Source organism: Agrobacterium sp. O3.4 (assembly GCF_041414895.1).
GTDB lineage: Bacteria > Pseudomonadota > Alphaproteobacteria > Rhizobiales > Rhizobiaceae > Agrobacterium > Agrobacterium cucumeris.
This window is the reverse complement of the sequence record NZ_JALPZP010000001.1, coordinates 2,013,218-2,038,128: the sequence shown is the minus strand read 5'-3', so window position 1 is coordinate 2,038,128 and position 24,911 is coordinate 2,013,218. Positions and strand designations below refer to the sequence as shown.

Here is a 24,911-nt window from a genome sequence, read left to right as displayed (position 1 = left end):
ACTCAGTTATGTGAAATTATGAATTTTGGCTTTTTTCGCCCGTCCTGTTTCGATAACCGGCTGTAAACATTATCCTAAAACCTGTCTCGCAACGCATACCAGGAAAGCGCCAGGAAAAGCAGCGGCGCGCGCAGTGACGCTCCGCCGGGGAAGGAGGGCACCTTCAGGCGCGCGAAGGGTGCCAGCATGTCCTGTTTGCCGAGTACGAGATCGGCATAGAGCTTGCCGCAATAATTCGACAGCATCACCCCATGGCCGGAATAACCGCCGATGGAGGTGACGCCGGGCATGACTTCGCGCACGAACACCTGTCGCGGCAGGGTGATGCCGACGGAGCCGCCCCAGGAATGGGTGATGTCGATATTCTTCAGCGCGGGATAGATTTCCGCTATCTGCCGGCGAATATGGGTGGAAATGTCGCGCGGCGTATCGGCCGTATAGGCCTCACGTCCGCCGAACAGCAGACGGTTGTCGGCCGTCTTGCGGAAATAGCGCACCACGAAACGCGAATCCGCCACGGCTTCCCGGCCTGGGATGATGTCGGGAAACGCATCGAGCGGTGCCGTCGCGCCAATGAAGGAGCGGATCGGCATGATATGGGCGGCCGTTACCGGCTCCAGATTGCCGATATAGGCATTGGTCGCGATCAGCACCTTTGTCGCCGTCAGATTGCCGAAGGGCGTTTCGATGATCGTCTTGCCGCCGGACTGGCGGATGGATTTCGCCGGCGTCATTTCATGGATGGCGGCACCCGCAGCTTTCGCCGCCCTTGCCAGCCCGACCAAGAGCTTCAACGGATGGATATGGCCGGTGCCGGTATCGCGCGTGCCACCGAAATAATGGGTGGAGCCAACACGTTTGCGCGCTTCGCCCCGTTCCATGTAGGAAATATGCGGATAGCCGTAGCGATTGTTCATCGCATCGACGCTTTTGCGATAGTCGTCCTCGTAAGCGGCCTTGTGCGCCACATAAAGCTGCCCCGGCAGATACTCCATGTCGATGCCGCGATTGACGGCGAAGCTGCGCACGTAGTTCTTGGCATCCTCGGCAATATCGAACAGTAGCTTGGATTGCTCAAAGCCGATCTCATGTTCCATCTCGTCGGGAAACGAGCGCTGGCCGGTGCCGAACTGGCCGCCATTGCGGCCGGACGCGCCATCGCCGAACCGATGCGCTTCGATGAGGGCGACGGAGACGCCATTTTCGGCGAGGTTACAGGCGGCCTGAAGACCGGTGTAGCCGCCGCCGATAATCGCGACGTCCACTTCTTTCGATCCGTCGAGAGCGGGATAGTCCGGCCGCTCACCGACGGTTGCCTGATACCAGGAAATTCCGGGCGCAATCGGGCTTTGCCATGTCATGCTTTAACAACCCCTCACACGTTGAGAAGCAGGAATTCCCGCTCCCAGGGGCTGATGACCTGCATGAAGGTCTCGAATTCCCCGCGTTTCAGGCCGGCATAGAGGCCGACAAATTCATGGCCGAACACCCGGTCGAACTGCTCTTCGCCTTCCAGCAGCGCCACGGCCTCCAGCAGGCCACGCGGCAGGTCGATGGAGCCTTCATTGGCCGTCTCGGCGGTCGGTTCGGTCGGCTCGATATTGTTGACGATGCCAAGCCAGCCGCAGCCGAGTGACGCGGCAAGCGCAAGATAGGGATTGGCGTCGGAACTCGGCAGTCGGTTTTCGACACGGCGCGCCTGCGGGCTGGAAATCGGCACCCGGAAGGCGGTCGTGCGGTTGTCGTAACCCCAGGCATTGTTGACCGGGCAGGCCATGTCGGGCGTTAGGCGACGATAGGAATTCACGTAGGGCGCGAGCATAACCAGTGCATTCGGCACATAACGCTGCATGCCGCCCACGAAGGAAAAGAACTCCTTGGAGGGGCCGCCATCCTTGTTCGAGAAAATATTGCGGCCGCTGTCGATCTCCACCACCGACTGGTGGATATGCATGGCCGAACCCGGCTGGCCCTGCATCGGCTTGGCCATGAAGGTGGCGTAGATGCCGTGCTTCAGTGCCGCCTCGCGGATGGTGCGCTTGAACAGGAATACCTGGTCGGCAAGCTGGATCGGGTCGCCATGGCGCAGGTTGATTTCCAGCTGCGCCGGGCCTTCCTCATGGATCAGCGTGTCGATCTCGAGACCCTGTTTTTCCGAGAAGTGATAGATGTCGTCGATCAGCTCGTCGAACTCGTTGATGCCGGCAATCGAATAGCTCTGCCCGCCGACGATCGACCGGCCGGAGCGCCCCTTCGGCGGATGCAGCGGATAGTCCGGGTCGTCGTTCATGGCGACGAGATAAAATTCGATTTCCGGCGCAACGACCGGCTTCCAGCCCTTTTCGGTATAGAGCGAAAGCACGTTCTTCAAAACGTTGCGCGGCGTGTAGGGAACGAAATTGCCCTCGGCATCCACGACGTCGCAGATCACCTGCGCGGTCGGATCGCTTTCCCACGGCACGACGGACAGGGTGGAAAGATCAGGCACCAGCTTCAGGTCGCTGTCGCGCGGCTCATAACGGAAATTCGCCGTCTCGTCAGGGTATTCGCCTGATATCGTATGGCGATAGAGCGCGGATGGCAGGGCGAGCGATGTGTCGCCCGTGAATTTCGCCGTTGGCATCATCTTGCCGCGTGCAACGCCGGCAAGATCGGGCGTGATGCATTCTATATCCTCGATACCGCGCGCGCGCAGCCATTGCGCGGCTTCGCGCCAGGAGGAAACGCCACGGGTTGAGGAAAGGTCGAGGGGAGGTGTCTTTGCCATGGTTGCCTGTTTCTTCGGGCGGAGCATGGTTTTCTTCGGGGGCATGTATCACCGGGTCTGTGTTTCGACTGGCGCCATCATAACCGTAGTTTGGCAATTGGCGAGGGGGAAAGCGCCATTGACAATGGGCGGCACTTCGAAAAGAGGAAAGGAAACGGATCGGATGGAATGATGACAGAGAAATGTGACGTGCTGATTTTGGGGGCGGGCGCCGCTGGCATGATGTGCGCCATCCGCGCCGGCCAGCGCGGCCGTTCCGTCATCATTCTTGACCATGCCAGGGCGCCGGGGGAGAAAATCCGCATCTCCGGCGGCGGTCGCTGCAATTTCACCAATATCCATGCCGGGCCGAAGAATTATCTCTCCGCCAACCCGCATTTCGCCAAATCCGCGCTCGCCCGTTATACGCCGCGCGATTTCATTGCGCTGGTGGAAAAACACCGCATCGCCTGGCATGAAAAGACGCTCGGCCAGCTGTTTTGCGACGATAGCGCCAAGGACATCATCCGCATGCTGCTTGGCGAAATGCAGGCGGTGAATGCGAAGCTGCGGCTCGAAACTGCTGTCTCGACCGTCGCCCATGATGGCGGGCGTTTTCGCGTGACCACGTCTGGCGGCGTCATTGAGGCCCAAAGCCTTGTCGTGGCGACAGGCGGCAAGTCGATCCCGAAAATGGGTGCGACGGGTTTTGCCTATCAGATCGCCGAACAATTCGGCCTCAAACTCATCGAAACGCGTCCCGGCCTGGTGCCGCTGACGCTCGATCCCGCAGCGCTTGAAAGGCTGAGCCCGCTTGCCGGTGTCGCGGTTCCAGCTGAAATTTCGCACGGCAAGACGGCTTTCAACGAAGCACTGCTGTTCACCCATCGCGGTTTGAGTGGCCCGTCGATCCTGCAAATTTCCTCCTATTGGCGGGAGGGTGATGTCATCCGTCTGAAACTGGAGCCGGGGCGCGATATTGTTGCGTTGCTGAAAGAGGCTAAACAGAAGAACGGTCGTCAGTCCGCGCAAACTGCTCTTGCAGAAATCCTGCCGAAACGGCTCGCCCAGCATGTGGTCGAACAATCCGGCCTGACCGGCAATCTCGCCGATATGTCGGACAAGGCTTTGGCAAAGCTGGCCGGTGAGGTGCAGGACTGGCAGATCAAACCCGCCGGTTCTGAAGGTTATCGCACGGCGGAAGTCACACTTGGCGGCGTGGACACGACCGGCCTCGATTCCCGCAACATGGCGGCAAAATCGGTCGCCGGCCTCTATTTCATCGGCGAATGTGTTGATGTGACCGGTTGGCTCGGCGGTTATAATTTCCAGTGGGCCTGGGCATCCGGGCAGGCGGCAGGCGAATTCGCGTGATCGTCTCTGGTCGTGGAAAAGTTCGGACCTCTCTCCTTCGTCATGCCGGACTTGATCCGGCATCCAGCCACGGCGCGTCTGCGCCGTGAAGAGTCTTTCGCGATCAAGGACTTGATCGCGCTGGACCCCGGAACTAGTCCGGGGTGACGGAGTGCGGATGTGACCTGTTCGCCAACTCAATTTCAGTTCGTAAAGTTGTGGCCCTTCCTCGCCCTTTTAACATTCTGTTAATGGGCACCGAGTCATCCTGAGTGAATGCCAGCAAAGCCGGGTTACTCAAGTGATCCCGCTATACATGATGTCCTGCTGGAGGCTCTTAACAGGGCATGGGTCGGTTGAGTTTTTCGTCAGGAGCCCGCGCATGAACAGATCCGCACATCGCCGCCCTCGCGCCATTGCCATCGCCCGCGCCGAAAGCGAGAGCCGGCAGCTGGCTCTTCGACTGACCGTCATCGCCGCCGGCGCTATCGCGACCCTGATCGCCCTCTTTTACTGATCTGCGGCCCTTCGCCTTCATCAAGCCGATAAGCGCGCTGACAAGCCGCGATGGGCGCGATGCCTGCGCCATATCGGCATAAAATTTCTCTTCCTGCTGAATGGCCTCGCGCCGTGTGCGCGGCTGCTGGTTTTCGATGATGGCCCGGGCTGCAAAAATCGCGTGCATGTCACTCTCCTCGTAATGCGGAGGGCCATGATGCGCGCCGTTTTTTGATTTATCTGCGCAAGAAAATGCGCTACGTTTTTCACCAATGAAAAACGTCACTTGGGATTCCTATCAGCTTTTCCTTGATGTGTCACGCAGCGGCGGTCTAACGGGCGCCGCTACGTTGACGGGTTTGAGCCCGGCAACCGTCGGGCGGCGCATGATCGAGCTGGAGGAGCGCATTGGCAAGGCCCTGTTCCAGCGCAGCCAGACGGGATACGCCCTGACGGCGGATGGTCGCGCATTGTTCGACCGGCTTCAGGCGATGGAGCATGCAGCGAAGGACATCGAAGGATGGCAGAAGGCGTCATCGGCCTCTTCCGTCGTGCGTATTGCCGTCGGCACCTGGAACGCCTGGCTGCTGACCGGGAACTTCTCCGCCATCTGTACGGATCGCGATGATTTCCGCATCGATCTCTTCATTGCGGAACAGAGGGCGTCCCTGGCCCATCGCGAAAACGACATCGGTATCCGCGCTTTCGAGCCGCAGGAAAAGAACCTTGCCGCCATCAAGACGGGGGAGGTGGCCTATGCGCCCTACAGATTGCGCAATGCTGCCGTATCGGTTGCCGACCGCTTATTGGCAGTGACGGACGAAAATGCCATTTCCGCCTATCTGCGCTGGCCGCACGAAAACCGTAGTGGTGATATCGTGGTAACGGTGAACCGGCCAACCGCGCTTCTTGATCTGGTGCTTTCAGGGGCAGGCGTCGCCGTACTCCCCTGTTTCGTCGGCGATGCAGATGCACGGCTCACACGCGAGGGCGGCGAGATCGAACCTCTCCGCCATAATCAGTGGATCGTCATGAACAATGACGATCGCCACCGCCGCGATATACGGACGGTGGCGGACCGGATGACCCGTCTGATCAAGGGGCATTCCGATTTATATGCCGGGCTCAAGAGCCGTCCGGCGTAAAGGGGGCCGTTTCAGGCCGCAGCGCCCTGCGCGACGATGACCGGGATCAGCAGATCGCCCCAGTTGCCGCCGCCGCCATGGTGGCGGGCCGAGCGGACCAGCTCGACGGAAACACCGGCCTCAACGGCTTTCATGACGGCCTGGTTAAGGCGGTGCAGATCATTGGCCAGCATGCGGATGGCGGCCTGCTGATCCTGCGTCATGGCGGAGGACTGCTCCTCGGCGCGTTCCTTGACGTGGGTCTTGATGGGGTTATGGGCATTCATGGCATTTCTCCTCTCTTTATTGGTCGGGGTTCTTGATCCGGTTTGCAAGCCCTTCCCGAAATCGGAAAGGGCCGTTTTGCCTGTTTATTCGGCCGCCGGGCGGAACTGGTCGTGCTCGGTGGATTCCTTCATGGCGGTGGTCGAAGACGTGCCGCCGGAAATCGCCAGTGACACGGCGTCGAAATAGCCGGTGCCAACTTCGCGCTGGTGCTTGGTGGCGGTGTAACCGTTAACCTCGGCAGCGAATTCCGCTTCCTGAAGCTCGGAATAGGCCGCCATCTGCCGGTCCTTGTAACCGCGCGCCAGTTCGAACATGCCGAAATTCAGCTGGTGGAAACCGGCGAGCGTAATGAACTGGAACTTGTAGCCCATCGCTCCCAGTTCCCGCTGGAACTTGGCAATCGTCGCGTCGTCGAGGTTCTTTTTCCAGTTGAACGACGGCGAGCAATTGTAAGCGAGCTTCTTGCCGGGATGTGCCTTGTGCACGCCTTCCGCAAACCTGCGCGCCTGTTCGAGATCCGGCTTGGATGTCTCGCACCAGATCAGGTCGCAATAGGGCGCATAGGCCACCGCGCGGGCGATGCAGGGTTCAAGACCGTTCTTGACCTGATAGAAGCCCTCAACAGTGCGGCCGGCATCGTAATCCACGAAGGGCTGGTCGCGCTCGTCGATATCGGAGGTCAGAAGCTTGGCGGCCTCCGCATCCGTGCGGGCGATGACCAGCGTCGGTACGCCCATGACGTCAGCCGCAAGTCGCGCCGCCGTCAGGTTGCGAATATGCGCCGCCGTCGGGATCAGAACCTTGCCACCGAGATGGCCGCATTTCTTTTCCGATGCCAGCTGGTCTTCATAATGAACGCCCGCCGCACCCGCTTCGATAAAGGCCTTCATGATCTCGAAGGCGTTGAGCGGGCCACCGAAACCGGCCTCCGCATCGGCAACGATCGGCGCAAACCATGTGTCGACCGAAAGGCCCTTGCCTTCCGCCGTCTCGATCTGGTCGGCGCGCTGCAAAGTGCGGTTGATGCGCTTGGCAAGCTCCGGCGCCGCATTGGCGGGATAAAGCGACTGGTCCGGATACATGGCCGACGCCGTGTTGGCGTCGGCCGCAACCTGCCAGCCGGACAGATAGATCGCCTTCAGCCCGGCACGAACCATCTGCATGGCCTGATTGCCCGAGAGCGCACCAAGCGCATTGACGAAATTCTCCTCGTTGATCAGCTTCCACAGCCGGTTCGCGCCCATTTCGGCCAGCGAATGGCGGATTTCGACGGAGCCGCGCAGCCGCTCTACGTCGGCGGCGGTGTAGGTGCGCTCAATGCCGTCAAAACGCCCCTGCGGTGCACCCGGAACAAGCTTGTAAAAATCCGTCATACTTCTCTCTCCCATGACAAATGCAGTTTCGGAAACGGCTTTCTTTCGATTTCATGAAGCGCCGTTCGATGTGACTACATTTACATTTTTCGAGATTTGAGCGCCAGAACAAACATAAAAACAGTGACTTGAAAGAGGTTATCCTGTAGGATGCATGACAGGGAAGAGCTGTAAAATTGTAAATTTTGTAAAAGACTTTAAGTCGACGATTTTGTAACAGGCTTGTATGAGTTGACGGGGATGGAGGGGCGACACTGTGTCGGAAAACAAGATTTTTGCTGGCCCGCGCGTGCGCCGCATTCGTAACGGTCTCGCACTGACGCAGACGGCCATGGCCGAGGCGCTGGCGATCTCACCCTCCTATCTCAATCTCATCGAGCGCAACCAGCGGCCGCTGACCGTGCAGTTGCTGCTGAAGCTCGCCTCGGTCTACAAGGTCGATCTGGATGACCTGCAAGGCGAAAGCGCCGGTTCCGCCGGGCAGCTGCGCGAGGTCTTTGCCGATCCGCTGCTTGCGGGCGAGGTGCCGTCGCCGCAGGAACTGATCGAAGTCGCCGATGCTGCGCCCAATGCGGCAAGCGGTGTCCTCAAGCTCTACCGGGCCTATCGGGAGCAGGCGCAACGCCTTTCCGACCTCTCCGATCTCCTGGCGCGCGAGGGGCATGAGACGGCGCTTTCCTCCACCCGCCTGCCGATCGATGAAGTACGGCACGTCTTTGAAAACCGGCCGGCCTATTTCCACACCATCGATGCGTCGGCGGAAGAACTCCACAAACAATTGTCATCAGGCGATGATCTCGCCTCCGGTCTGCGCGCATGGCTCCAGAAAAACCATGGCATCGTCGTCAGAACCCTGCCGGTCCATGCCATGCCCAATCTGCGGCGGCGTTATGATCGCCATTCCATGCGGCTGTTTTTATCCGAGCGCCTGTCGCAGCCGGATCAGCTGAGGGAAATGGCTATGGAGACCTGTCTTCTGGCGCTTCGCGAAGAGATCGGTGCGGAACTGGAGGCGCTTGGCCTGAAGGGCGAGGAAGCGCGGCGCATCGCCCGTTTTGAACTGGCGCGATACGCTGCCCATGCGCTGATGATGCCCTATGGTGCATTCCTTGCCGCCGCCCAGCGCGCAAAATATGACCTTGAGGTTTTGCGATCGCGATTCAATGTGTCGTTTGAACAGGCTGCCAACCGCCTCGTCAGCCTGCAACGACCGACGGCTGCGGCAATCCCGTTTTTCCTGATGGAGATAGACAATGCCGGCAACCGGTTCCGCCTCGCAGGCGCCGGCGGTTTTCCAAGGGCGCGTTTCGGTGGGCTCTGTCCACGGCTCAATATCCATGCGGCTTTCGCCCAGCCGGGGCAGGTGCTGGTGGAAGCGGTGGAAATGCCTGATGGTGACGCCTTTCTCACTGTTTCGCGCACACTCGAAGGCCCGCAGGCGGGTTTTGGCGAAAGGGTAAGGCGCACGGCCGTGCTGGTCGGCTGCGATCTCGCTCAGGCGGGAGAGACGGTCTATGGTCCCGCCGCCTCGGGTGCTGCACCTGTCACCGTCGGTCCCTCCTGCCGGCTGTGCGAAAGGCAGGGCTGTCTGTCGCGGGCCGAAGCACCGCTGACGCGGCCCCTGGGGCTGGATGAAATGGTCACCGGTCTCAGTGTTTTCGACTTCCAGTAGGTGTTTCCATTCGCTTTTTTGTGACCGGAAAACATTCGGTTGAAAATGCTGTGCTGCACATTTCCCGCTTGCTCCCTTTTGTTTTCCTTTCTAGTCTCTCCAAAAAAAGGGGATCACGCTCCCACCGTGAGGATGCGTTAACAGGAGACATCATGAAAAACCGTTCTCTCCGCCTGACCTTGGCTCTCACCACCGCGCTCGTTGCAGCAGGCTCGGCAATGGCCCAGGAGAAGGTCGTCCACGTCTATAACTGGTCGGATTATATCGACGAATCAGTGCTTGCCGATTTCACCAAGGAAACCGGCATCAAGGTTGTCTATGACGTGTTCGACAGCAACGAGCTTGTGGAAACCAAGCTTCTGGCCGGCAGCTCCGGTTATGACGTCGTGGTGCCAACCGGCCCCTTCCTCGCCCGTCAGATCAATGCCGGCGTGTTCCAGAAGCTCGACAAGTCCAAGTTGCCGAATCTGAAGAACATGTGGCCTGAGGTCTCCGAGCGCCTGGCGAAATACGACCCCGGCAACGAATATGCCGTGAACTACATGTGGGGCACCACCGGCATCGGTTATAACGTCGCCAAGGTGAAGGCTGCTCTCGGCGATGTGCCTGTTGATAGCTGGGATGTTCTCTTCAAGCCGGAAAATGCCGAAAAGCTGAAATCCTGCGGCATCAACATTCTCGATGCGTCGGATGAAACCTTCGCCATTGCCATGAACTATCTCGGCAAGAACCCGGACAGCAAGGAAACGGCCGATCTGGAAGCGGGCGGTGAGGTCTACTCGAAGATCCGCCCCTATGTGAAGACGTTTAATTCCTCCGCCTATATCGATGAACTCGCGAATGGCGACAGCTGCATCACCATCGGCTGGTCGGGCGATATCCTGCAGGCGAAAAGCCGTGCGGAAGAAGCCAAGAACGGCGTTGAGGTGAATTACGTCATCCCGAAGGAAGGCACCTATATGTGGTTCGACAACCTCGCCATCCCGGCGGATGCCAAGAATGTCGAGGAAGCGCATGCCTTCATCAACTATCTGATGCGGCCGGAAGTCATCGCCAAGGCGTCGAACTACGTTCAATACGCCAATGGCAATCTCGCCTCACAGGCGCTGATGGATGAGTCGGTTTCGAAAAATCCTGCGGTCTATCCTGATGCCGAGACGATGAAGAAGCTCTTCACCATCTCGCCTTACGGACCGAAGGAGCAGCGCGTGCTGAACCGCGTCTGGACGCAGATAAAGACCGGCAGCTGACATTTCCGTCCGCTGGTTGAGGAACGGCCGGCGGGCCTGTTTCTCTGATAGCTTTGCCGGCAGGTCACCTTACCTGCCGGCGCTGCCCGCCCCGAAGCATCGATCGAAAGACCAACGGGATTTGAGGGTAGGGTGAATGGCGAAAACTCTGGGGCCGGTCAAACGCAAATTCAGCCCGTGGGACAACCCCGATGCGGTTCCCTTCATCCGTTTTGAAAATGTCACCAAGCGTTTCGGCGATTTTGTCGCCGTCAATAACCTGACGCTCGATATTTACGAGCGCGAGTTCTTCTCGCTGCTTGGTCCCTCTGGCTGCGGCAAGACCACGCTGATGCGCATGCTGGCCGGTTTCGAGGAGCCGACCGAGGGCCGCATCCTGTTGCAGGGCAAGGATATTTCCGGCGTCCCGCCCTATAAGCGTCCCACCAACATGATGTTCCAGTCCTATGCGCTTTTCCCGCATATGTCGGTGGAAAAGAACATCGCCTTCGGTCTCGAACAGGACGGCTTGCCGAAAGCGGAAATCGCTTCCCGCGTCGAGGAAATGCTGCGGCTCGTCAAACTCACGGAATTTGCCAAACGCAAGCCGAGCCAGCTTTCCGGCGGCCAGCGGCAGCGCGTGGCGCTCGCCCGTTCACTCGCCAAGCGGCCGAAGGTGCTGTTGCTCGACGAACCGCTCGGCGCGCTCGACAAGAAGCTGCGCGAGGAAACCCAATTCGAGCTGATGGACATCCAGACCAATCTCGGCCTCACCTTCCTGATCGTTACCCACGATCAGGAAGAGGCGATGACGGTGTCGGACCGCATCGCCGTCATGGACAAAGGCATCGTCGTGCAGGTGGCGACACCTGCCGAGATTTACGAGGCGCCGAACAGCCGTTACGTGGCTGACTTCATCGGCGACATCAATATTTTCGACGCCAATGTCGTTGCCAATGCCTCCGATATCGGCAAACCGGGTCTGGTGACGCTCGATTGCGACGGGCTGAAAGTGGCGGTGGAGCAGGAATGCGCTGCGGCGACGGGCAGTCAGGTGGCTTATGCCATCCGCCCGGAAAAGGTCCGCATCTCGCTGGATGAGCCGGCCGATAGCTCCGTCAACTCCGCCTATGGCGAGGTCTGGGATATTGGTTATCTCGGTGACTTCTCGGTCTTCATCGTCAAGCTCGCCGATGGCCGTGTCCTCCGTGCGGCGCAGGCGAATGTGTCCCGTCTCGTTGATCGCCCGATCACCTTCGGCGACATGGTGTGGTTGAACTGGAAATCGGATTCAGGTCTTGTCCTGACGCGCTGAGGGAGGCTTTCATGGCGATCACCACTCCCGAGAACCGGCAAAGCCCCTGGCGCTGGCTGGTCGTTGCGGTTCCCTATTTCTGGCTGCTGCTGTTCTTCGCAGCGCCGTTTTTCATCATCTTCAAGATATCGCTGTCGGATACGGCCATATCCATGCCGCCCTACACGCCGGTCTTCGAAGGCTTTTCGAAGCTCGGCGCGTTCTTCTCGCAGCTGGATTTCGAGAATTACCTGTTCCTGACGGAAGACCCGCTCTACATCGACGCCTATCTGTCGTCGCTGCGCATCGCCTTCATCTCCACCTGCCTTCTGCTGCTGATCGGTTATCCCATGGCGCTGGCCATGGCGCGCGCGCCTTCAGCCGTGCGGCCGACACTGGTGATGCTGGTGATCCTGCCGTTCTGGACCTCGTTCCTGATCCGCGTTTACGCCTGGATCGGCATTCTGAAACCGGAGGGCCTGCTGACGGTGCTGTTCCAGTCGATCGGTCTTCTGGGGCCTGACCAGCAGGTCAACATCTTCCGCACCGAGACGGCGATCTTCATCGGCATCGTTTATTCCTATCTGCCCTTCATGGTGCTGCCGCTTTATTCGGCGCTGGAAAAACTGGACAACACGCTTCTTGAAGCGGCGGCCGATCTTGGCTGCCCGCCATGGAAGGCCTTCTGGAAGATCACTTTCCCGCTGTCGCTGCCGGGCGTGGTTGCCGGGTCGATGATCTGCTTCATCCCGATAACAGGCGAATTCGTCATTCCCGATCTGCTCGGCGGCGCGCAGACATTGATGATCGGCAAGACGCTGTGGACGGAATTCTTCGGCAACAGAGACTGGCCTTTGGCATCGGCGGTGGCCGTGCTGCTCCTGTTGTTGCTGGTGGTGCCGATTGCCATCTTCCAGAACCAGCAGAAGAAGGTGGGGTGAGGCCATGAAGCGCGGAAAATTCGATATCACCGTCCTCACCCTCGGTTTTGCCTTTCTCTATATCCCGATCATTATCCTGATCGTTTATTCCTTCAACGCCTCCAAACTGGTGACGGTCTGGGGCGGCTTCTCGCTGCAATGGTACAGGTCCATGTGGTCGAACCAGGGGCTGATGGATGCCGCCTGGGTGACGCTGCGTGTCGGTATCTTAAGCGCCACCATCGGCACCATCCTTGGAACACTGGCGGCCCTGTCGCTTACCCGTTTTGCCCGCTTCCCGGGGCGCGTGCTGTTTTCCGGCATGATCTATGCGCCGCTCGTCATGCCGGAGGTCATTACCGGCCTGTCGCTGCTGCTTTTGTTCGTGGCTGTCGGGGTGGATCGTGGTTTCTGGACGGTGGTCATCGCCCACACCACCTTCACCATGTGTTATGTGGCAATCGTCGTGCAGTCGCGCCTGCTCACCTTCGACCGCAGTCTTGAGGAAGCCGCACTTGATCTCGGCTGCCCACCAGTGAAGACTTTCTTCCGCATCACCCTGCCATTGATCTTCCCCGCCGTCATCGCCGGCTGGATGCTGGCGTTTACGCTGTCGCTGGACGATCTGGTGATCGCCAGCTTCGCCACAGGCCCCGGTGCAACCACGCTGCCGATCAAGATTTACTCGCAGGTGCGTCTCGGGGTGACGCCGGAAATCAATGCCATCTGCACGATCCTCATCGGCCTTGTGACGATCGGCGTCATCGTCACCTCCATCACGTCCAAACGCACCGAACTGCAGCGGATGCGGGACGAGCACGCCGCCGCCCGCAACTGATTATCGGCTCTGCTTCGATTTCCTCACGTTACTGTTGAAATCGCAATAAAATTAGAAACCTATAATTTAGTTTTGGGACTTTACGGTCTCAAAATAGGAATTATCGTCGGTAATTGCTCGATTTTGGTTTTAACCGCTTGTTAATAGGAGTTGGCGGAAAGTAAACCTAACGCAGGGCTGTCAAATTTCTGACGGCCGGGATTGATAATTTCCATATGGCGAGGTTGTCCCCCTTTCTCTCGTTAAAAAAAGCACAACTAGTACAGGCGGCCGAAAGGCCGCCTTTCTTTTTGCCGAGAGACCAGGCGCGGCTCAGCTGTTTTCCGGATGATCCATGGATTTCGAGACGAGAAGCACGGGAATAAGCCCGGCGATGATGATGATGATCGCCGGCACGGCGGCATCCTGCACCCTGGAGCGGGATGCATCCTCATAGACCAGTGTGGCAAGCGTGTTGAAACCGAAAGGCCTGAGCAGGATGGTCGCCGGCAGTTCCTTCATGGATTCGATCAGCACGAGCAGAAAAGCAGTCAGAGCCGCCGGCCGCATGTTCGGCAGCAGCACCTTGAACAGCGTTTGTAAACGATTGCGCCCAAGCGTTCGCGAGGCCATGTCGATATGCGGCGAGAGCTTCTGGAAACCGGCATCGAGCGTGCCTTCCGCCATGGTCATGAAGCGCACGCTATGGGCATAGATGATGGCGAAGGCGGTGCCGGAAAGCAGCAACCCGCTTGAAAACCCGAAATGCGACCGAATGAACCCGTCGACGCCATTGTCGAGGCCGGCGAGCGGAATAAGCACGCCGATGGCAAGCACCGTTCCCGGCACGCCATATCCCATGGAACCGAGGCGGGCGGCGACCTTTGACGTGCGCGAGCGCTCGGTTCGAATGGCGTAGGAGAAGATGAAAGCCGCGATCAGGGTCACGAAAGCGGCGGAGAGGGAGACCTCGAGACTGTGGCCCAGCGCTTTCAGAAGTTTCGGCGCAAACAGCGCATCGAGCCGCTTGGCGGCGTAACCCCCAAGCACGATGACGGGAATGAAAAACCCGCTTGCCACCGGCAGGAAACAGAACAGGCTCGCACACCAGCGCCGCCAGCCGGTCAACATCTTCAGCCGGTGGCGCTGCGCCATACTCGTCGCTTTCGGCGCACCGAAACGCTGTTTCTCACGCGCATTGCGTTCGATGAAGATCAGCGCGCCAACGATGATGAGGATGACGGCGGCGATCTGCGTCGCATTGGCAAGATTGCCGCGATTGAGCCAGGTCTCGTAAATGGTGAAGGTCAGCGTCTGGACACCGAGATATTCGACTGCACCGATATCGTTCAGCGTCTCCATCAAGACGAGCGAAAGCCCGATGGCAATCGCCGGCCGCGCCATCGGCAACTGCACGGAAAAGAACACGCTGAGCGGCTTTGCGCCAAGCGTGCGGGCCGCCTCCGCCGCAAACCGGCCCTGCATGGAAAAGGCGGCGCGGGCCGAAAGATAGACATAGGGGTAAAGCACCGAACTCAGGACGATCACCGCGCCGCCAAGCGAGCGGATGTCGGGAAACCAGTAATCGCGGATGCTGTGATAGTCGAAGGCGGCGCGAATAGCGCTCTGCACCGGGCCGGTGAAATCGAGGAACTCGCCGAAGGCATAGGCGGCGAGATAAGAGGGAATGGCGAGCGGCAGCACGAGTGCCGCAGACAACAGACGCCGCAGCGGAAATTCGAATGTCGTGACGAGCCAGGCGCAGGCAATGCCGAAAAACGCCGTCGTCGCGGCCGTCATCCCCAGCAACATGAATGTGCGAAACCCCGCACGCGGCAGAACATTGGCGAGAAGATGCTGCCATCCTTCCGTGCTGCCGGTGAGCGCCAGCCAGAAGATCGCCAGAATGGGCATGGCGGCAATGGCCGCGACGATGACCGCCGCGACAGGCAGTATTGAAACACGTCTTGTGGCTGGAAGGGAAACCGTCATGGGCATGCGGGCCTGTCTTGCGAAAGCCTTGATCGGCGATCATTACGCCGGTGGCTTTCGCATTGCTACGCCCGCATGACCTCAGTTGGCAAGAACCCGTTGCGACGGAAAGGTGATTTCCACCAGCGTGCCTTCATTCGGCGTCGAGGTGATGGAGAAATTTGCGCGGTTGGCATCCACCATCGCCTTCGTCAGTGGCAGGCCAAGCCCGGTGCCGTCGCCGCGTACGCGCTTGCTGGATGAGGCCACCTGCCGGAATGGCTTCATGGCCTGTTCCAGCTCCGCCCGCGTCATGCCGATGCCGGTGTCGCGGATGCGCAGCGAGACGCTGCCATTCGCCTCATAGGCCGTAGACACCACGATCTGGCCGCCGGAAGGCGTGAAGCGGATGGCGTTGGACAGGATATTCAGCACGATCTGCTTGATCGAGCGCAGGTCGGCAACGATATGCGGCACGGATTGCGACAGTGCGGTGCGGATGATGACACGCTGATTGTTGGCCTGCGGCTGCACCAGCGAGACGGCTTCGGCCACCGTTTCGTTCAGCGGCACGGCGATGAAATCCACATCCATCTGTCCGGCTTCGATCTTGGAAATGTCGAGCAGATCATTGACGATGTCGAGCACATGCCGGCCGGAACGGCCGATATCATTGGAATATTCCGCATAACGCGGATGGCCGATCGGCCCGAACCGTTCGGTCGCCATCATGTCGGCAAAACCGATAATGGCGTTGAGCGGTGTGCGGATTTCATGGCTGACGCGGGCCAGGAAATCGGTCTTGTGGGCATTGGCGGTTTCCGCCGCGCGCTTGGCGTTGCGGAGTTCCTCTTCCGTGCGCTTCCACTGGGTGATGTCGCGAATGACTGCGCAATAGCCATGCGAGGATTTAAGCCGCCCGATGGTCATGAACAGCGGCAGGAACCCGCCGGATGCTTCGCGGCCGATCACCTCGCGGCCATCATTCAACACGCTGGCCACACCGTTATTGGCAAGGCCGGAGAGATAATCCAGCACGGCGCGCTGGCTCTCATGCGCAAACAGGGTGACGAAGGGTTTTCCGGCGATTTCGCCATTGTCATAGTTGAACAGCGCGCTGGCGGAACGGTTGAGCGAGCGGATTTCACCGCTGTCTCCCAGCAACACCACGCCGTCGGTAGCGGTTTCCAGAATGGAATGCAGTTCCTCGACTTCACCCTGCAACACGGAAACGCTGCCGGCTTCTGCACCCGCTGTCGCTGCCGTATTTTCGTTGGCTGCCGCAACAGGTGTCTGTTTTTCCTCCAGCGGAACCAGCGACAGCATCAGCGCCTTGGTTTCTTCCCAGCGGATGGACTGTAACCGCGCCTTGACCGGAATGATGTCGTTTTCGGCACTGACCACGACCATGCCGCCCTCATTGTCAGGCATCTCGTCCAGCTCCTGCCGCTGCAGCAGCGCTTCCAGCCCGCCAACGTCCTGAAGCTCCTCAAGCGAGGTGTAGCCCGTCAGTCGCAGGAAATCCGGGTTGGCGTGGATCAGCCTGTCGCCGGCATGGACAAGAAGCGCCACCGGCATCTGATCCAGCGTCTCGGCCGTCAGTATGCCGGCGGGGCGAGGGGGAGGGCTGACCATCGCAGCGGCAATATCAGCCGCCGGCTGCAGGTCCGTTGGGGTGTCTCCCTTTTCGCCGGTGTCTATTTCAGTCGCCGGTGTCGGGGCAGCCGCCGGCCGCTCACCGCGAACATAGTCAGCGAAAAGGTCGTCCTCTTCCGCCATTTCGGTTGCCTTGGCAGCCTCTTGAACATTCTGCGTTTCGTCCACCGGGATTTCCGGCGTGATATCTTCGCGGCTATACTGTGGAGCCGGCTCGGCGGAATGCACCTCTTCGTCCGCTTTGCGGCTCTCGTCCGCAAGCGCGTCGATGGGCGCAAGTGTCCGGCCGATTTCCCGGAAGGCGGCCTGTTCGCCTGCGGTCAGACCCTCGCGGGAGCGTGAGCGGCGCTCTTCCAGATGAACGACCTTGTCGGAATAGGAAGGCTCGGCGTCCGGAGCGGGTACCGGCGCTTCGAATTCCGCCTGGCTGTCATCGTGACGCTGGTCTTCGTTCGTCACCTCGCCGGTGGTGTCGCCAGATTCGGTCGGGGTCTCATCGTCACCGGCGGAAACGGCTTCGTCTTCGGCAACGTCATCCTCATCGATAAACGCCAGCAATTCGTGGCTTTCATCCTCGGCATCCGGTTGTGGCGAAGTCTCGGTCGGAAAAACCTCTTCCCCTTCCAGGAAGGTCAGGCCGGTGGCATGTGGATCTTGCGCGGCATCGGCAAGCCGCACGATGCCGAAACCACGGAAACCGTCGAATTCGCGCGAGCGCGTATAGGTGGGCAGGGCGGCGAGGTCGATTGGCACCATCAGGGAAGTGCCTTCCACCGGCCAATAAATCGTCTTGCCCGACCATGTGTCGCGACGGCTAAGAAGTTCGCGAATCTTGCCATCCGGATCAAGGTTGAAAAGTGCGGCCACATCGGCAAAGCCCATGCCCTCGACAGCCGCCGCCTTTGCGCCGACAGCTTCTGCGAATTCATGCGAAATCGAGCTGAAGCGTCCTTCAGCATCGATTTTCCAGACGAAACGGGAGGCGCGCGCGCCGGCATTAAAAACAAAAGCCGGTGCTGCGTCTGCGGCTTCCGTTTCCGCCGGAATCTCCTCTGCCGCCGGCGCAGCTGCCTGCGCAGTCACGGTTTCGGTGATCTCTTCCGCTGGTACGTTTTCAGCGTCTGCCAATGTCTCTTCAGCATGGTCGTGACCGGCGGCACGGTCGATTACCTGCGCCTCTGCCTCATCCGCATCGAGTTCGAAGAGATCGGCAATATCGTCGGTCATGGCCTCATGCGCGGCCGCATCGGCATCTTCGACAGGAATATCCAGCGGGGCCTCGGCCTGCTCTTCTGCCGGCAAGGGAAGGGCATCCAGTTCCTGTTCCGTCACAATCTCGTCTTCGCCATCGACGGGCAGTTCCGGCACGTCCTCCACATCCTCGATACCGGCAACGGCATCAAGCACGGAATCAAAGGAGGCTGCTTCTGCGACAACAGGTGCGGCCTCCGCAACTGGCAAATCTGGCTGAACGGCAGCCGGGGTTTCCTGCGGCTTGTCTTCAGCAAACCCATTGACAGGATCGAGCGTACCAAGCGCGGTCTCGACCACGAACATCAGGTTGAGTTCGGGCGACGCCGTGATCTGGCCGGTAGCCGCCGGCAGATAACCCTTGCCTGTTGGCACGGGACGCTTGACGAGATGACCGGACTGGCCCGCGGCCATGCGCACCAGCGTCCTTGCCGTATGCGGCGTAATACCCAGTGACGAGAAGCGCGGCGAAGCAGCTATAATCTCGTTCTCGCCATTCAGAACCGCCATATGAATATCGGGGTCGTCAAAACCTTCGATCATGCGCCGGGCGCATTCCGCCGTGTCAGGTGCGGTTTGATCGGTAAGGGCGGAAAACAGTATTGCGGGCTGGCCCGGTTCTGCTTCAATGATTTCCGCCTTGGCGGTCACGGCAATGCTGCGGAAACCGGCATTGATGCGGATGGTAAACGGCAGGCTGTCGCCTGCCCGGGAAAGCCGCGCCGCCGTTGCCGCCAGCTGCCGGAAGGTCACATCCTGCCGCTTCGGCCCCTGTTCCAGAAAATCGTAAACCATCGGCGTGCCGAACAAAGCCGCACCCCGGCCGTTGGCCCAAAGGGCACTCTGAAGGTCGAGCGAGAACAAAGCCATCGCCTCGCCGCGCCCGAAACCTTCACGCACCCGTTCATGCACTGCTATATCGATAAAGGGATACTGGACGGCGGGCATGTCGAAACCTATTCTGGCACTACCGGACCTTGCGGGCTTTTCAGCCTCCTCATGAAGCTGAAAGGTAAACCCGCTATGGCACCACGTTAACAGAATTTTAAATAACTTCACAGGCCGGCGGGGTCCACCATCCGGTGGATGAATCGCCAAACAGAGTTAACATGAACAGGCCTCGCCTTCGCCCGTTATCCGTCTCGGCGCAATGAAAGCGCTTGCCTTTCGATGCCTTTTTTCGCAAAATTCACTGAGGCACTTGCAAATGGGGGAAACACCTTTTATGTCACCCCCCGTGACGCCGCTTCGGCGTTTCATGTGCGGTTGTAGCTCAGTTGGTTAGAGCGCAGGTTTGTGGCACCTGAGGTCGGTGGTTCGACCCCACTCAACCGTACCATTCCCTTCTCCCGATAAGTTCAAATGCTACAAGGACTTACCGGGAGATGGGAGTAATTTTTCTCCCAGTCTGATATCCCGGTTTTGAAAGTCGCCGAAAATAATCACAGCGATTGTGGCCGTCGCGCCCGCCTTTTTTGTCGCATGTGAACCCTTGCCGTTTTCGGTGCGGGAAAAACCATTTGGCTAAAATCTCTTGCACTGGTATTGTCTGCCCAACGAAACCTTATGAAAGCCAGCAGCATAGCGTCTTCGCTTGTGCGCGGCGAAATGGACAAGACAGTGATCGACCCCGGAAACGGCCCAAAGCCGTCGGACCAAGGGGCATCGGTGGCGAACAAAGGGAAAGCGAAGCGATCCCGTCGTGGCAAGAAACACAAGCGTGACGGGAAGCCCCGTGACGCCGCTGTGCTGTCGCATGATGTTGCCGCGGATGTTCCGGCCGGTTCTCCCTACGTGTCGGCTCTCGAGCCGGATGCCGAACCGCGCAAGAGAAAGCGCCGGCGGCGTTCTCGCGGCAAAGGCACGTCCTCCCAGCAGAGTGTGCCTGCATCTGGTGAGCAGGCGCAGGCTCCAATTGTAACGGACGCCACCAATCCATCCTCAGCACCGCCCGGTGGTGTTCGCAAGTCGCGCAACCGCAAGCGGGCTCATCGCGATCCGCGTGGTCGTGATCCGCAGGGCCGCCCGCTGGTTCCTTCCCAGGCACCGAGACATATCGGCAAGCAGAACGGGCGCGCCAACGGGGCTTCCCAGGAGCCGCACCGCCAGCAACTGGATTCCGCACGTCAGGCGGGCCGCCAGCACGAGCATGGCCAGGACACGCCGGCGGATATGTATGCGGCGCTCGATCTCGGCACCAATAATTGCCGCCTGCTGATCGCGCAGCCCACACGTCCCGGCCAGTTCCGGGTCGTTGATGCCTTTTCACGCATCGTCCGGCTGGGCGAGGGGCTGGTATCCAGCGGCCGGCTTTCCGATGACGCGATGGATCGCGCCGTCGAGGCTCTGAAGGTCTGCTCGGCGAAACTTTCCGGCCGCCCGATAAGGCGCATGCGGTTGATCGCCACCGAAGCCTGCCGTGCCGCCTCCAATGGCGAGGAGTTTTTGGCGCGTGTTACGCGGGAAACGGGGCTGAAACTTGAAATCATCAGCCGCGAGACGGAAGCCCGGCTTGCGGTTTCTGGCTGCGCATCGCTTGTCGGGCGGGAAGCGCGCTCCGTTGTGCTGTTCGATATTGGCGGCGGATCTTCGGAAATCGCCGTCATCAAGGTCGGTGAAAACCGCTCGAACCGGCTTGCCAACCACATCACCCACTGGACCTCGCTGCCGGTCGGCGTCGTCACGCTCTCGGAACGCCACGGCGGCCGTGATGTGACGCCCGATGTCTTTGCCGCCATGGTGCGGGAGGTCGAAGGGCTGCTGGATGCGTTCCATTGCCCGCCACTGGCGCCGCATTTGCATCACGAGGATTTCCACCTGATCGGAACATCCGGCACGGTGACGACGCTTGCGGGTGTCCATCTCGATCTGCCGCGCTATGATCGCCGCAAGGTGGATGGCCTCTGGCTGTCCGACGCCGAGGTGACCGCGATGCAGGATAAGTTGCTCGCATGGGATTTCGCCGGTCGCGCCGCCAATGCCTGCATCGGTCCTGACAGGGCCGATCTGGTTCTGGCGGGTTGCGCCATTCTTGAGGCCATTCGCCGCCGCTGGCCGTCACGCCGCATGCGGGTGGCAGATCGTGGCCTGCGCGAAGGGCTTTTGACGGATATGATGGCGGATGACGGCGCATGGCGGCGTAACCGCATAAGGCGCATGCAGATGGTACGGCAGGACAGAACGGAAGGTTTGACATGAGCAAGGCGCCGACAAGCACCAATCGTACCGGCCGAAAGATCGGCCAGAAGGTCAAGAAGACCAAGCTCAAGGCCTCGTCGCGCCGCTGGCTGGAGCGTCATATCAATGACCCCTATGTGCAGCGTGCGAAGCTTGAAGGTTATCGCGCCCGCGCCGCCTTCAAGCTTTTGGAAATCAACGACAAGCATCAGATTCTGAAGGGTGCGACCCGCATCATCGACCTTGGCGCCGCACCCGGAAGCTGGTCGCAGATCGCCTCCAAGGTGACCGATTCCACCGAGGACGATATTCGCGTCGCAGCCATCGATTTCCTCGAAATCGATCCTATCCCCGGCGTGAAGATCCTGCAGCTCGACTTCCTCGACCCGACCGCACCGGACCAGCTGATGGAAGCTGTCGGCGGCACGCCCGATCTTGTCTTGTCGGATATGGCGGCACCAACCACGGGCCACCAGAAGACCGACCACATCCGCACCATGCATCTGTGCGAAGTCGCAGCCGATTTCGCCGTTCAGGTGTTGGCGGAAGGCGGCCATTTCCTGGCAAAGACCTTCCAGGGCGGCACGGAAAAGGCGCTGCTGGACATGCTGAAGAAGAACTTCAAGCAGGTCCTGCACATCAAGCCTGCCTCGTCACGCTCGGAATCGGTCGAGATGTTCCTGCTTGCCAAGCACTTCAAGGGCCGCAAGAACGAGCCCGCTGTCGATGCGGACGCACAAGAGGCTGCCGAAGACTGATCACTCCGCCGGTTGCGAAACCTTGCCGCGGTGGCCGGAGACGGCCGCGCCTGCCTGTGCGTCCATGCGGATGATCGGCACGACGGCGAACAGCGACACCAGCGCCACGATGGTGAAGGCGATGTGGAAATCGGCAAGTTGCAGATGCGTGCCGGACATCATGCTGCTGACTTCCAGAATGGAGGCGGCGAAAGCCACGCCCAGCGCCAGGCTGATCTGTTGCAGCACCGAAGCCATTGAAGTTGCTTGGCTGGCCTGGCTGTCCTCGATATCGGAATAGCTGAGCGCGTTCGATCCGGTGAAGAAGAACGACCGGGCAAATCCTGCGGTGACCAGAAAGATCATGATCAGCGGGTAGGGCGTATCAGGCGTGAAGAAGCTGTTGGCAAGCGTCGTGCAGGCGCCGACAATGCCGGCCCCGATCAGCGTTGACTTGAACCCGGTTGCCGCAAACACCCGCTTGGCCATGAATTTCGTGGTGATCGCGCCAATCGCGCCGGCAAAGGTGATCATGCCCGACTGGAACGGATTGAGCCCGAAGCCGATCTGCAACATCAGCGGCATCAGGAAGGGAATGGCGCCCGTCGAAATGCGGAAGATTGTGCCGCCGACGGAGGCCGCCCGGAACGTCGCATTCTGGAAAATGCGAAAATCCAGAATGGGGGCGGGATGGCGCGCGGCGTGGCGCATGTAAAGAAATCCGCAGATGAAACCGATGATCGTCGAGGCGATACCGATGCTCGGCGGCAGGGCCGGAAGGCTGACCACCGACACACCGAACACCACGCCCGAGGCGGCGATGCCTGACAGCACGAACCCCTTGCCGTCCATCGGTGGCGGGTTGGTGGTCTCGATTTCCGGCAGGAAGATGGTCGAGAGCCAGATGCCGATGATGCCGATCGGCACGTTGATCAGGAAAATCCAGTGCCATGAAAAATAGGTGGTGATGAAGCCGCCAATCGGTGGGCCGGTGAGCGGCCCGACAAGCCCCGGTATCGTCAGCAACGCCATGGCGGAAACGAGTTCACTACGCTTGGTCGTGCGCAGCAGCACGAGGCGCCCGACAGGCGTCATCATCGCCCCGCCCATGCCCTGCAGGAACCGCGAGACGACGAATTCGAACACCGAAGACGAAACCGCGCAACAGATTGACCCGACGACAAAAACGCCGATGGCGAAACGGAAGATTTTCTTCGCGCCGTATTTGTCGGCCATCCAGCCGCTGATGGGAATGAAGATCGCCAGCGCCACCATATAGGCCGTCAGCGCCAGCTTGAGCGTGATCGGTCCGACATTGAGATCTTTTGCAATCGCCGGAAGCGAGGTGGCGATGACGGTGGAGTCCATCTGCTCCATAAAGAGAGCGACTGCCAGGATGAGGGGGATGATGCGGTTCATGGGGCTGCCTGCGGCTTTCCGCTGCGACAAAGGTGTCGCTTGTTCCTCCTACGCCTGATGGGGCCGCTTGCCAACATGTTAATTGTCTATTTCTAACGCTCCGATCAAACCTGCGTGAGGCCGGTTTTCTTGAAACTTTCTCGCTCTATTGTCCGTTGGGTGAGTTCAGTTGGTGATAACGGCCAGTTGGCGAAATCGGAGACAAGATGATGACCCAATCCTTGAGCATGAGCAGACGCGGCCTCATCGGTGCGGCCGGCGCAACCGTCCTCGGCGCGCCGCTGTTGATGGCGCGCACCGCAACGGCCCAGACCAATCAGCCACAGACCTCCATGGAGATAAAACACGCCATGCCGCCGGAAACCAACCGCTTCAAGCTCGGCAATTTCGAGGTGCTGGTCGTGAAGGACGGCGCGCGCGCCGCACCCAATCCGGGCGAGACGTTCGGCACCGACCAGTCGGCAGAGACGGTCGGCAAATTGCTGGAAGACAATTTTCTGCCTAAAGAGCAATTCGTCAATTCCTTCTCGCCGGTTCTCGTCAATACCGGCTCAGACCTCGTGCTGTTCGACACGGGCTTCGGCGAGGCCGGCCGTGGCGCCGGCAATGGCCGCCTGATTGAAGGCATGGCGGCGGCCGGTTACACACCGGAAGACGTGACCGTGGTGGTGCTGACCCACATGCATGGCGACCACATCGGCGGGCTGATGGAAAAGGGCGCGCCGGCCTTTTCAAAGGCGCGTTACGTGGTCGGCCAGGCGGAATATGATTTCTGGACGGATGAGAAGCGGGTCGGAACACCTGCCGAGGGTGGGCACAAGGGCGTTGTCGCCAACGTCAAGCCGCTGGCGGAAAAGACAACCTTCATCGGTGACGGCGACAATGTGGTGTCCGGCATCACCGGCATTGCGGCCTTCGGCCATTCGCCGGGGCACATGATATTCCGTGTCGAATCGGAAGGCAGGCCGCTGATCCTGACGGCGGATACCGCCAACCACTTCGTCCTGTCGCTGCAAAGGCCGGACTGGGAGGTGAAGTTCGACATGGACAAGGCAGCGGCCGCTGCAACCCGCAAGAAGGTCTATGACATGATCGCCACTGACCGGTTGCCTTTCCTCGGCTATCACATGCCTTTCCCGTCCGTTGGCTATGCGGAAAAGCTGGATACGGGTTATCGTTTCGTGCCGAAATCCTACCAGTTCGACATCTAATGCATGTCGCGCAAAAGTGTTAAGCGGTTTTGCGATAATGACATGCATAAAAACAAGCAGTTAAAGCGCTTCTTGTGGAGCAGGGATCCACACGACGCGCTTTAATATCTGCTGCAATGCAGCAACAGAGAAAGCCCGGAAGGTTATTCCGGGTTTTTTCTATTCCCTTCCTGTC

The 24,911-nt window shown here is 59.7% G+C and carries 18 protein-coding genes and 1 tRNA gene; 11 read left to right on the top strand and 8 right to left on the bottom strand.

Annotated features, from left to right (window positions below):
* Nucleotides 1-74 precede the first annotated feature (74 nt).
* A complete protein-coding gene (locus M0412_RS09845) occupies nt 75-1,361 on the bottom strand; it encodes an FAD-binding oxidoreductase (protein ID WP_269698624.1) in 1,287 nt (428 codons plus the stop codon).
* Between the two features lie 14 nt (nt 1,362-1,375).
* Entirely contained in the window at nt 1,376-2,812 is a 1,437-nt protein-coding gene (locus tag M0412_RS09840; RefSeq protein ID WP_046800620.1) for a glutamine synthetase family protein, read from the bottom strand.
* Nucleotides 2,813-2,935: 123 nt separating this feature from the next.
* On the opposite strand from M0412_RS09840, the gene M0412_RS09835 reads away from it, so the two are divergent.
* Nucleotides 2,936-4,120 carry an NAD(P)/FAD-dependent oxidoreductase gene (locus tag M0412_RS09835; protein WP_269698623.1) on the top strand — a complete coding sequence of 395 codons (1,185 nt, stop codon included), beginning with the start codon at nt 2,936-2,938 and terminating at the stop codon, nt 4,118-4,120.
* A 316-nt stretch (nt 4,121-4,436) separates the two neighbouring features.
* On the opposite strand, the gene M0412_RS09830 is transcribed toward M0412_RS09835, so the two are convergent.
* Complete coding sequence (locus tag M0412_RS09830; RefSeq protein ID WP_269698622.1) at nt 4,437-4,784, bottom strand: hypothetical protein; 348 nt, start codon at nt 4,782-4,784, stop codon at nt 4,437-4,439.
* Nucleotides 4,785-4,869: 85 nt separating this feature from the next.
* Here M0412_RS09830 and M0412_RS09825 point away from each other — a divergent pair, with 85 nt between their 5' ends.
* A complete protein-coding gene (locus tag M0412_RS09825) occupies nt 4,870-5,742 on the top strand; it encodes a LysR family transcriptional regulator (protein WP_269698621.1) in 873 nt (290 codons plus the stop codon).
* A gap of 11 nt (nt 5,743-5,753) precedes the next feature.
* On the opposite strand, the gene M0412_RS09820 is transcribed toward M0412_RS09825, so the two are convergent.
* Together M0412_RS09820 and aceA are read right to left on the bottom strand one after the other, a co-directional pair.
* Nucleotides 5,754-6,008 carry a hypothetical protein gene (locus tag M0412_RS09820; RefSeq protein ID WP_046800624.1) on the bottom strand — a complete coding sequence of 85 codons (255 nt, stop codon included), beginning with the start codon at nt 6,006-6,008 and terminating at the stop codon, nt 5,754-5,756.
* 84 nt (nt 6,009-6,092) lie between these two features.
* The gene (gene aceA / locus M0412_RS09815; RefSeq protein WP_269698620.1) at nt 6,093-7,382 is read right to left on the bottom strand and encodes an isocitrate lyase; all 1,290 of its coding nucleotides are present in this window, start codon (nt 7,380-7,382) and stop codon (nt 6,093-6,095) included.
* 256 nt (nt 7,383-7,638) lie between these two features.
* On the opposite strand from aceA, the gene M0412_RS09810 reads away from it, so the two are divergent.
* The 5 genes from M0412_RS09810 to M0412_RS09790 all read left to right on the top strand — a co-directional run bounded on the left by M0412_RS09810 (nt 7,639) and on the right by M0412_RS09790 (nt 13,335).
* Nucleotides 7,639-9,054, top strand: a complete 1,416-nt coding sequence (locus M0412_RS09810) for a short-chain fatty acyl-CoA regulator family protein (protein ID WP_142841190.1) — start codon at nt 7,639-7,641, stop codon at nt 9,052-9,054.
* Nucleotides 9,055-9,206: 152 nt separating this feature from the next.
* Nucleotides 9,207-10,304, top strand: coding sequence for a polyamine ABC transporter substrate-binding protein (locus tag M0412_RS09805; RefSeq protein WP_142841192.1), 1,098 nt, complete (start codon nt 9,207-9,209; stop codon nt 10,302-10,304).
* Nucleotides 10,305-10,440: 136 nt separating this feature from the next.
* Nucleotides 10,441-11,598: an ABC transporter ATP-binding protein gene (locus M0412_RS09800; RefSeq protein WP_142841194.1), complete on the top strand. Its 1,158-nt coding sequence runs from the start codon at nt 10,441-10,443 to the stop codon at nt 11,596-11,598.
* A gap of 11 nt (nt 11,599-11,609) precedes the next feature.
* Complete coding sequence (locus M0412_RS09795) at nt 11,610-12,518, top strand: ABC transporter permease subunit (RefSeq protein ID WP_142841196.1); 909 nt, start codon at nt 11,610-11,612, stop codon at nt 12,516-12,518.
* A gap of 4 nt (nt 12,519-12,522) precedes the next feature.
* Nucleotides 12,523-13,335, top strand: a complete 813-nt coding sequence (locus tag M0412_RS09790; protein ID WP_046800630.1) for an ABC transporter permease — start codon at nt 12,523-12,525, stop codon at nt 13,333-13,335.
* A gap of 312 nt (nt 13,336-13,647) precedes the next feature.
* On the opposite strand, the gene M0412_RS09785 is transcribed toward M0412_RS09790, so the two are convergent.
* Together M0412_RS09785 and M0412_RS09780 are read right to left on the bottom strand one after the other, a co-directional pair.
* On the bottom strand, nt 13,648-15,312 hold the full coding sequence (locus tag M0412_RS09785; RefSeq protein WP_269698618.1) for an iron ABC transporter permease: 1,665 nt from the start codon (nt 15,310-15,312) through the stop codon (nt 13,648-13,650).
* A gap of 75 nt (nt 15,313-15,387) precedes the next feature.
* Entirely contained in the window at nt 15,388-19,140 is a 3,753-nt protein-coding gene (locus tag M0412_RS09780; RefSeq protein ID WP_269698617.1) for an ATP-binding protein, read from the bottom strand.
* Nucleotides 19,141-19,454: 314 nt separating this feature from the next.
* Here M0412_RS09780 and M0412_RS09775 point away from each other — a divergent pair.
* From M0412_RS09775 to M0412_RS09765, 3 genes are all read left to right on the top strand, one after another.
* A tRNA-His gene (locus tag M0412_RS09775) sits at nt 19,455-19,531 on the top strand.
* A gap of 227 nt (nt 19,532-19,758) precedes the next feature.
* Nucleotides 19,759-21,390: a Ppx/GppA phosphatase family protein gene (locus M0412_RS09770; protein WP_161991322.1), complete on the top strand. Its 1,632-nt coding sequence runs from the start codon at nt 19,759-19,761 to the stop codon at nt 21,388-21,390.
* Nucleotides 21,387-22,127, top strand: a complete 741-nt coding sequence (locus tag M0412_RS09765) for an RlmE family RNA methyltransferase (RefSeq protein ID WP_142841202.1) — start codon at nt 21,387-21,389, stop codon at nt 22,125-22,127. The genes M0412_RS09770 and M0412_RS09765 overlap by 4 nt, the downstream gene beginning before the upstream one ends.
* On the opposite strand, the gene M0412_RS09760 is transcribed toward M0412_RS09765, so the two are convergent.
* A complete protein-coding gene (locus tag M0412_RS09760; RefSeq protein ID WP_142841204.1) occupies nt 22,128-23,525 on the bottom strand; it encodes an MDR family MFS transporter in 1,398 nt (465 codons plus the stop codon).
* 209 nt (nt 23,526-23,734) lie between these two features.
* On the opposite strand from M0412_RS09760, the gene M0412_RS09755 reads away from it, so the two are divergent.
* Nucleotides 23,735-24,736 (top strand): MBL fold metallo-hydrolase, encoded by a 1,002-nt coding sequence (locus tag M0412_RS09755; RefSeq protein ID WP_269698861.1) that lies wholly within the window; start codon nt 23,735-23,737, stop codon nt 24,734-24,736.
* Nucleotides 24,737-24,911 lie beyond the last annotated feature (175 nt).

Bases quoted from the DNA above. Each gene is read 5' to 3' on its own strand.
- M0412_RS09780 (WP_269698617.1), bottom strand. From the start codon at position 19,140: ATGCCCGCCGTCCAGTATCCCTTTATCGATATAGCAGTGCATGAACGG.
- M0412_RS09785 (WP_269698618.1), bottom strand. From the start codon at position 15,312: ATGCCCATGACGGTTTCCCTTCCAGCCACAAGACGTGTTTCAATACTG.
- M0412_RS09805 (WP_142841192.1), top strand. From the start codon at position 9,207: ATGAAAAACCGTTCTCTCCGCCTGACCTTGGCTCTCACCACCGCGCTC.
- M0412_RS09770 (WP_161991322.1), top strand. From the start codon at position 19,759: ATGAAAGCCAGCAGCATAGCGTCTTCGCTTGTGCGCGGCGAAATGGAC.
- M0412_RS09795 (WP_142841196.1), top strand. From the start codon at position 11,610: ATGGCGATCACCACTCCCGAGAACCGGCAAAGCCCCTGGCGCTGGCTG.
- M0412_RS09755 (WP_269698861.1), top strand. From the start codon at position 23,735: ATGACCCAATCCTTGAGCATGAGCAGACGCGGCCTCATCGGTGCGGCC.
- M0412_RS09840 (WP_046800620.1), bottom strand. From the start codon at position 2,812: ATGCCCCCGAAGAAAACCATGCTCCGCCCGAAGAAACAGGCAACCATG.
- M0412_RS09845 (WP_269698624.1), bottom strand. From the start codon at position 1,361: ATGACATGGCAAAGCCCGATTGCGCCCGGAATTTCCTGGTATCAGGCA.
- M0412_RS09765 (WP_142841202.1), top strand. From the start codon at position 21,387: ATGAGCAAGGCGCCGACAAGCACCAATCGTACCGGCCGAAAGATCGGC.
- M0412_RS09760 (WP_142841204.1), bottom strand. From the start codon at position 23,525: ATGAACCGCATCATCCCCCTCATCCTGGCAGTCGCTCTCTTTATGGAG.
- M0412_RS09825 (WP_269698621.1), top strand. From the start codon at position 4,870: ATGAAAAACGTCACTTGGGATTCCTATCAGCTTTTCCTTGATGTGTCA.
- M0412_RS09835 (WP_269698623.1), top strand. From the start codon at position 2,936: ATGATGACAGAGAAATGTGACGTGCTGATTTTGGGGGCGGGCGCCGCT.
- M0412_RS09790 (WP_046800630.1), top strand. From the start codon at position 12,523: ATGAAGCGCGGAAAATTCGATATCACCGTCCTCACCCTCGGTTTTGCC.
- M0412_RS09830 (WP_269698622.1), bottom strand. From the start codon at position 4,784: ATGCACGCGATTTTTGCAGCCCGGGCCATCATCGAAAACCAGCAGCCG.
- aceA (WP_269698620.1), bottom strand. From the start codon at position 7,382: ATGACGGATTTTTACAAGCTTGTTCCGGGTGCACCGCAGGGGCGTTTT.
- M0412_RS09820 (WP_046800624.1), bottom strand. From the start codon at position 6,008: ATGAATGCCCATAACCCCATCAAGACCCACGTCAAGGAACGCGCCGAG.
- M0412_RS09800 (WP_142841194.1), top strand. From the start codon at position 10,441: ATGGCGAAAACTCTGGGGCCGGTCAAACGCAAATTCAGCCCGTGGGAC.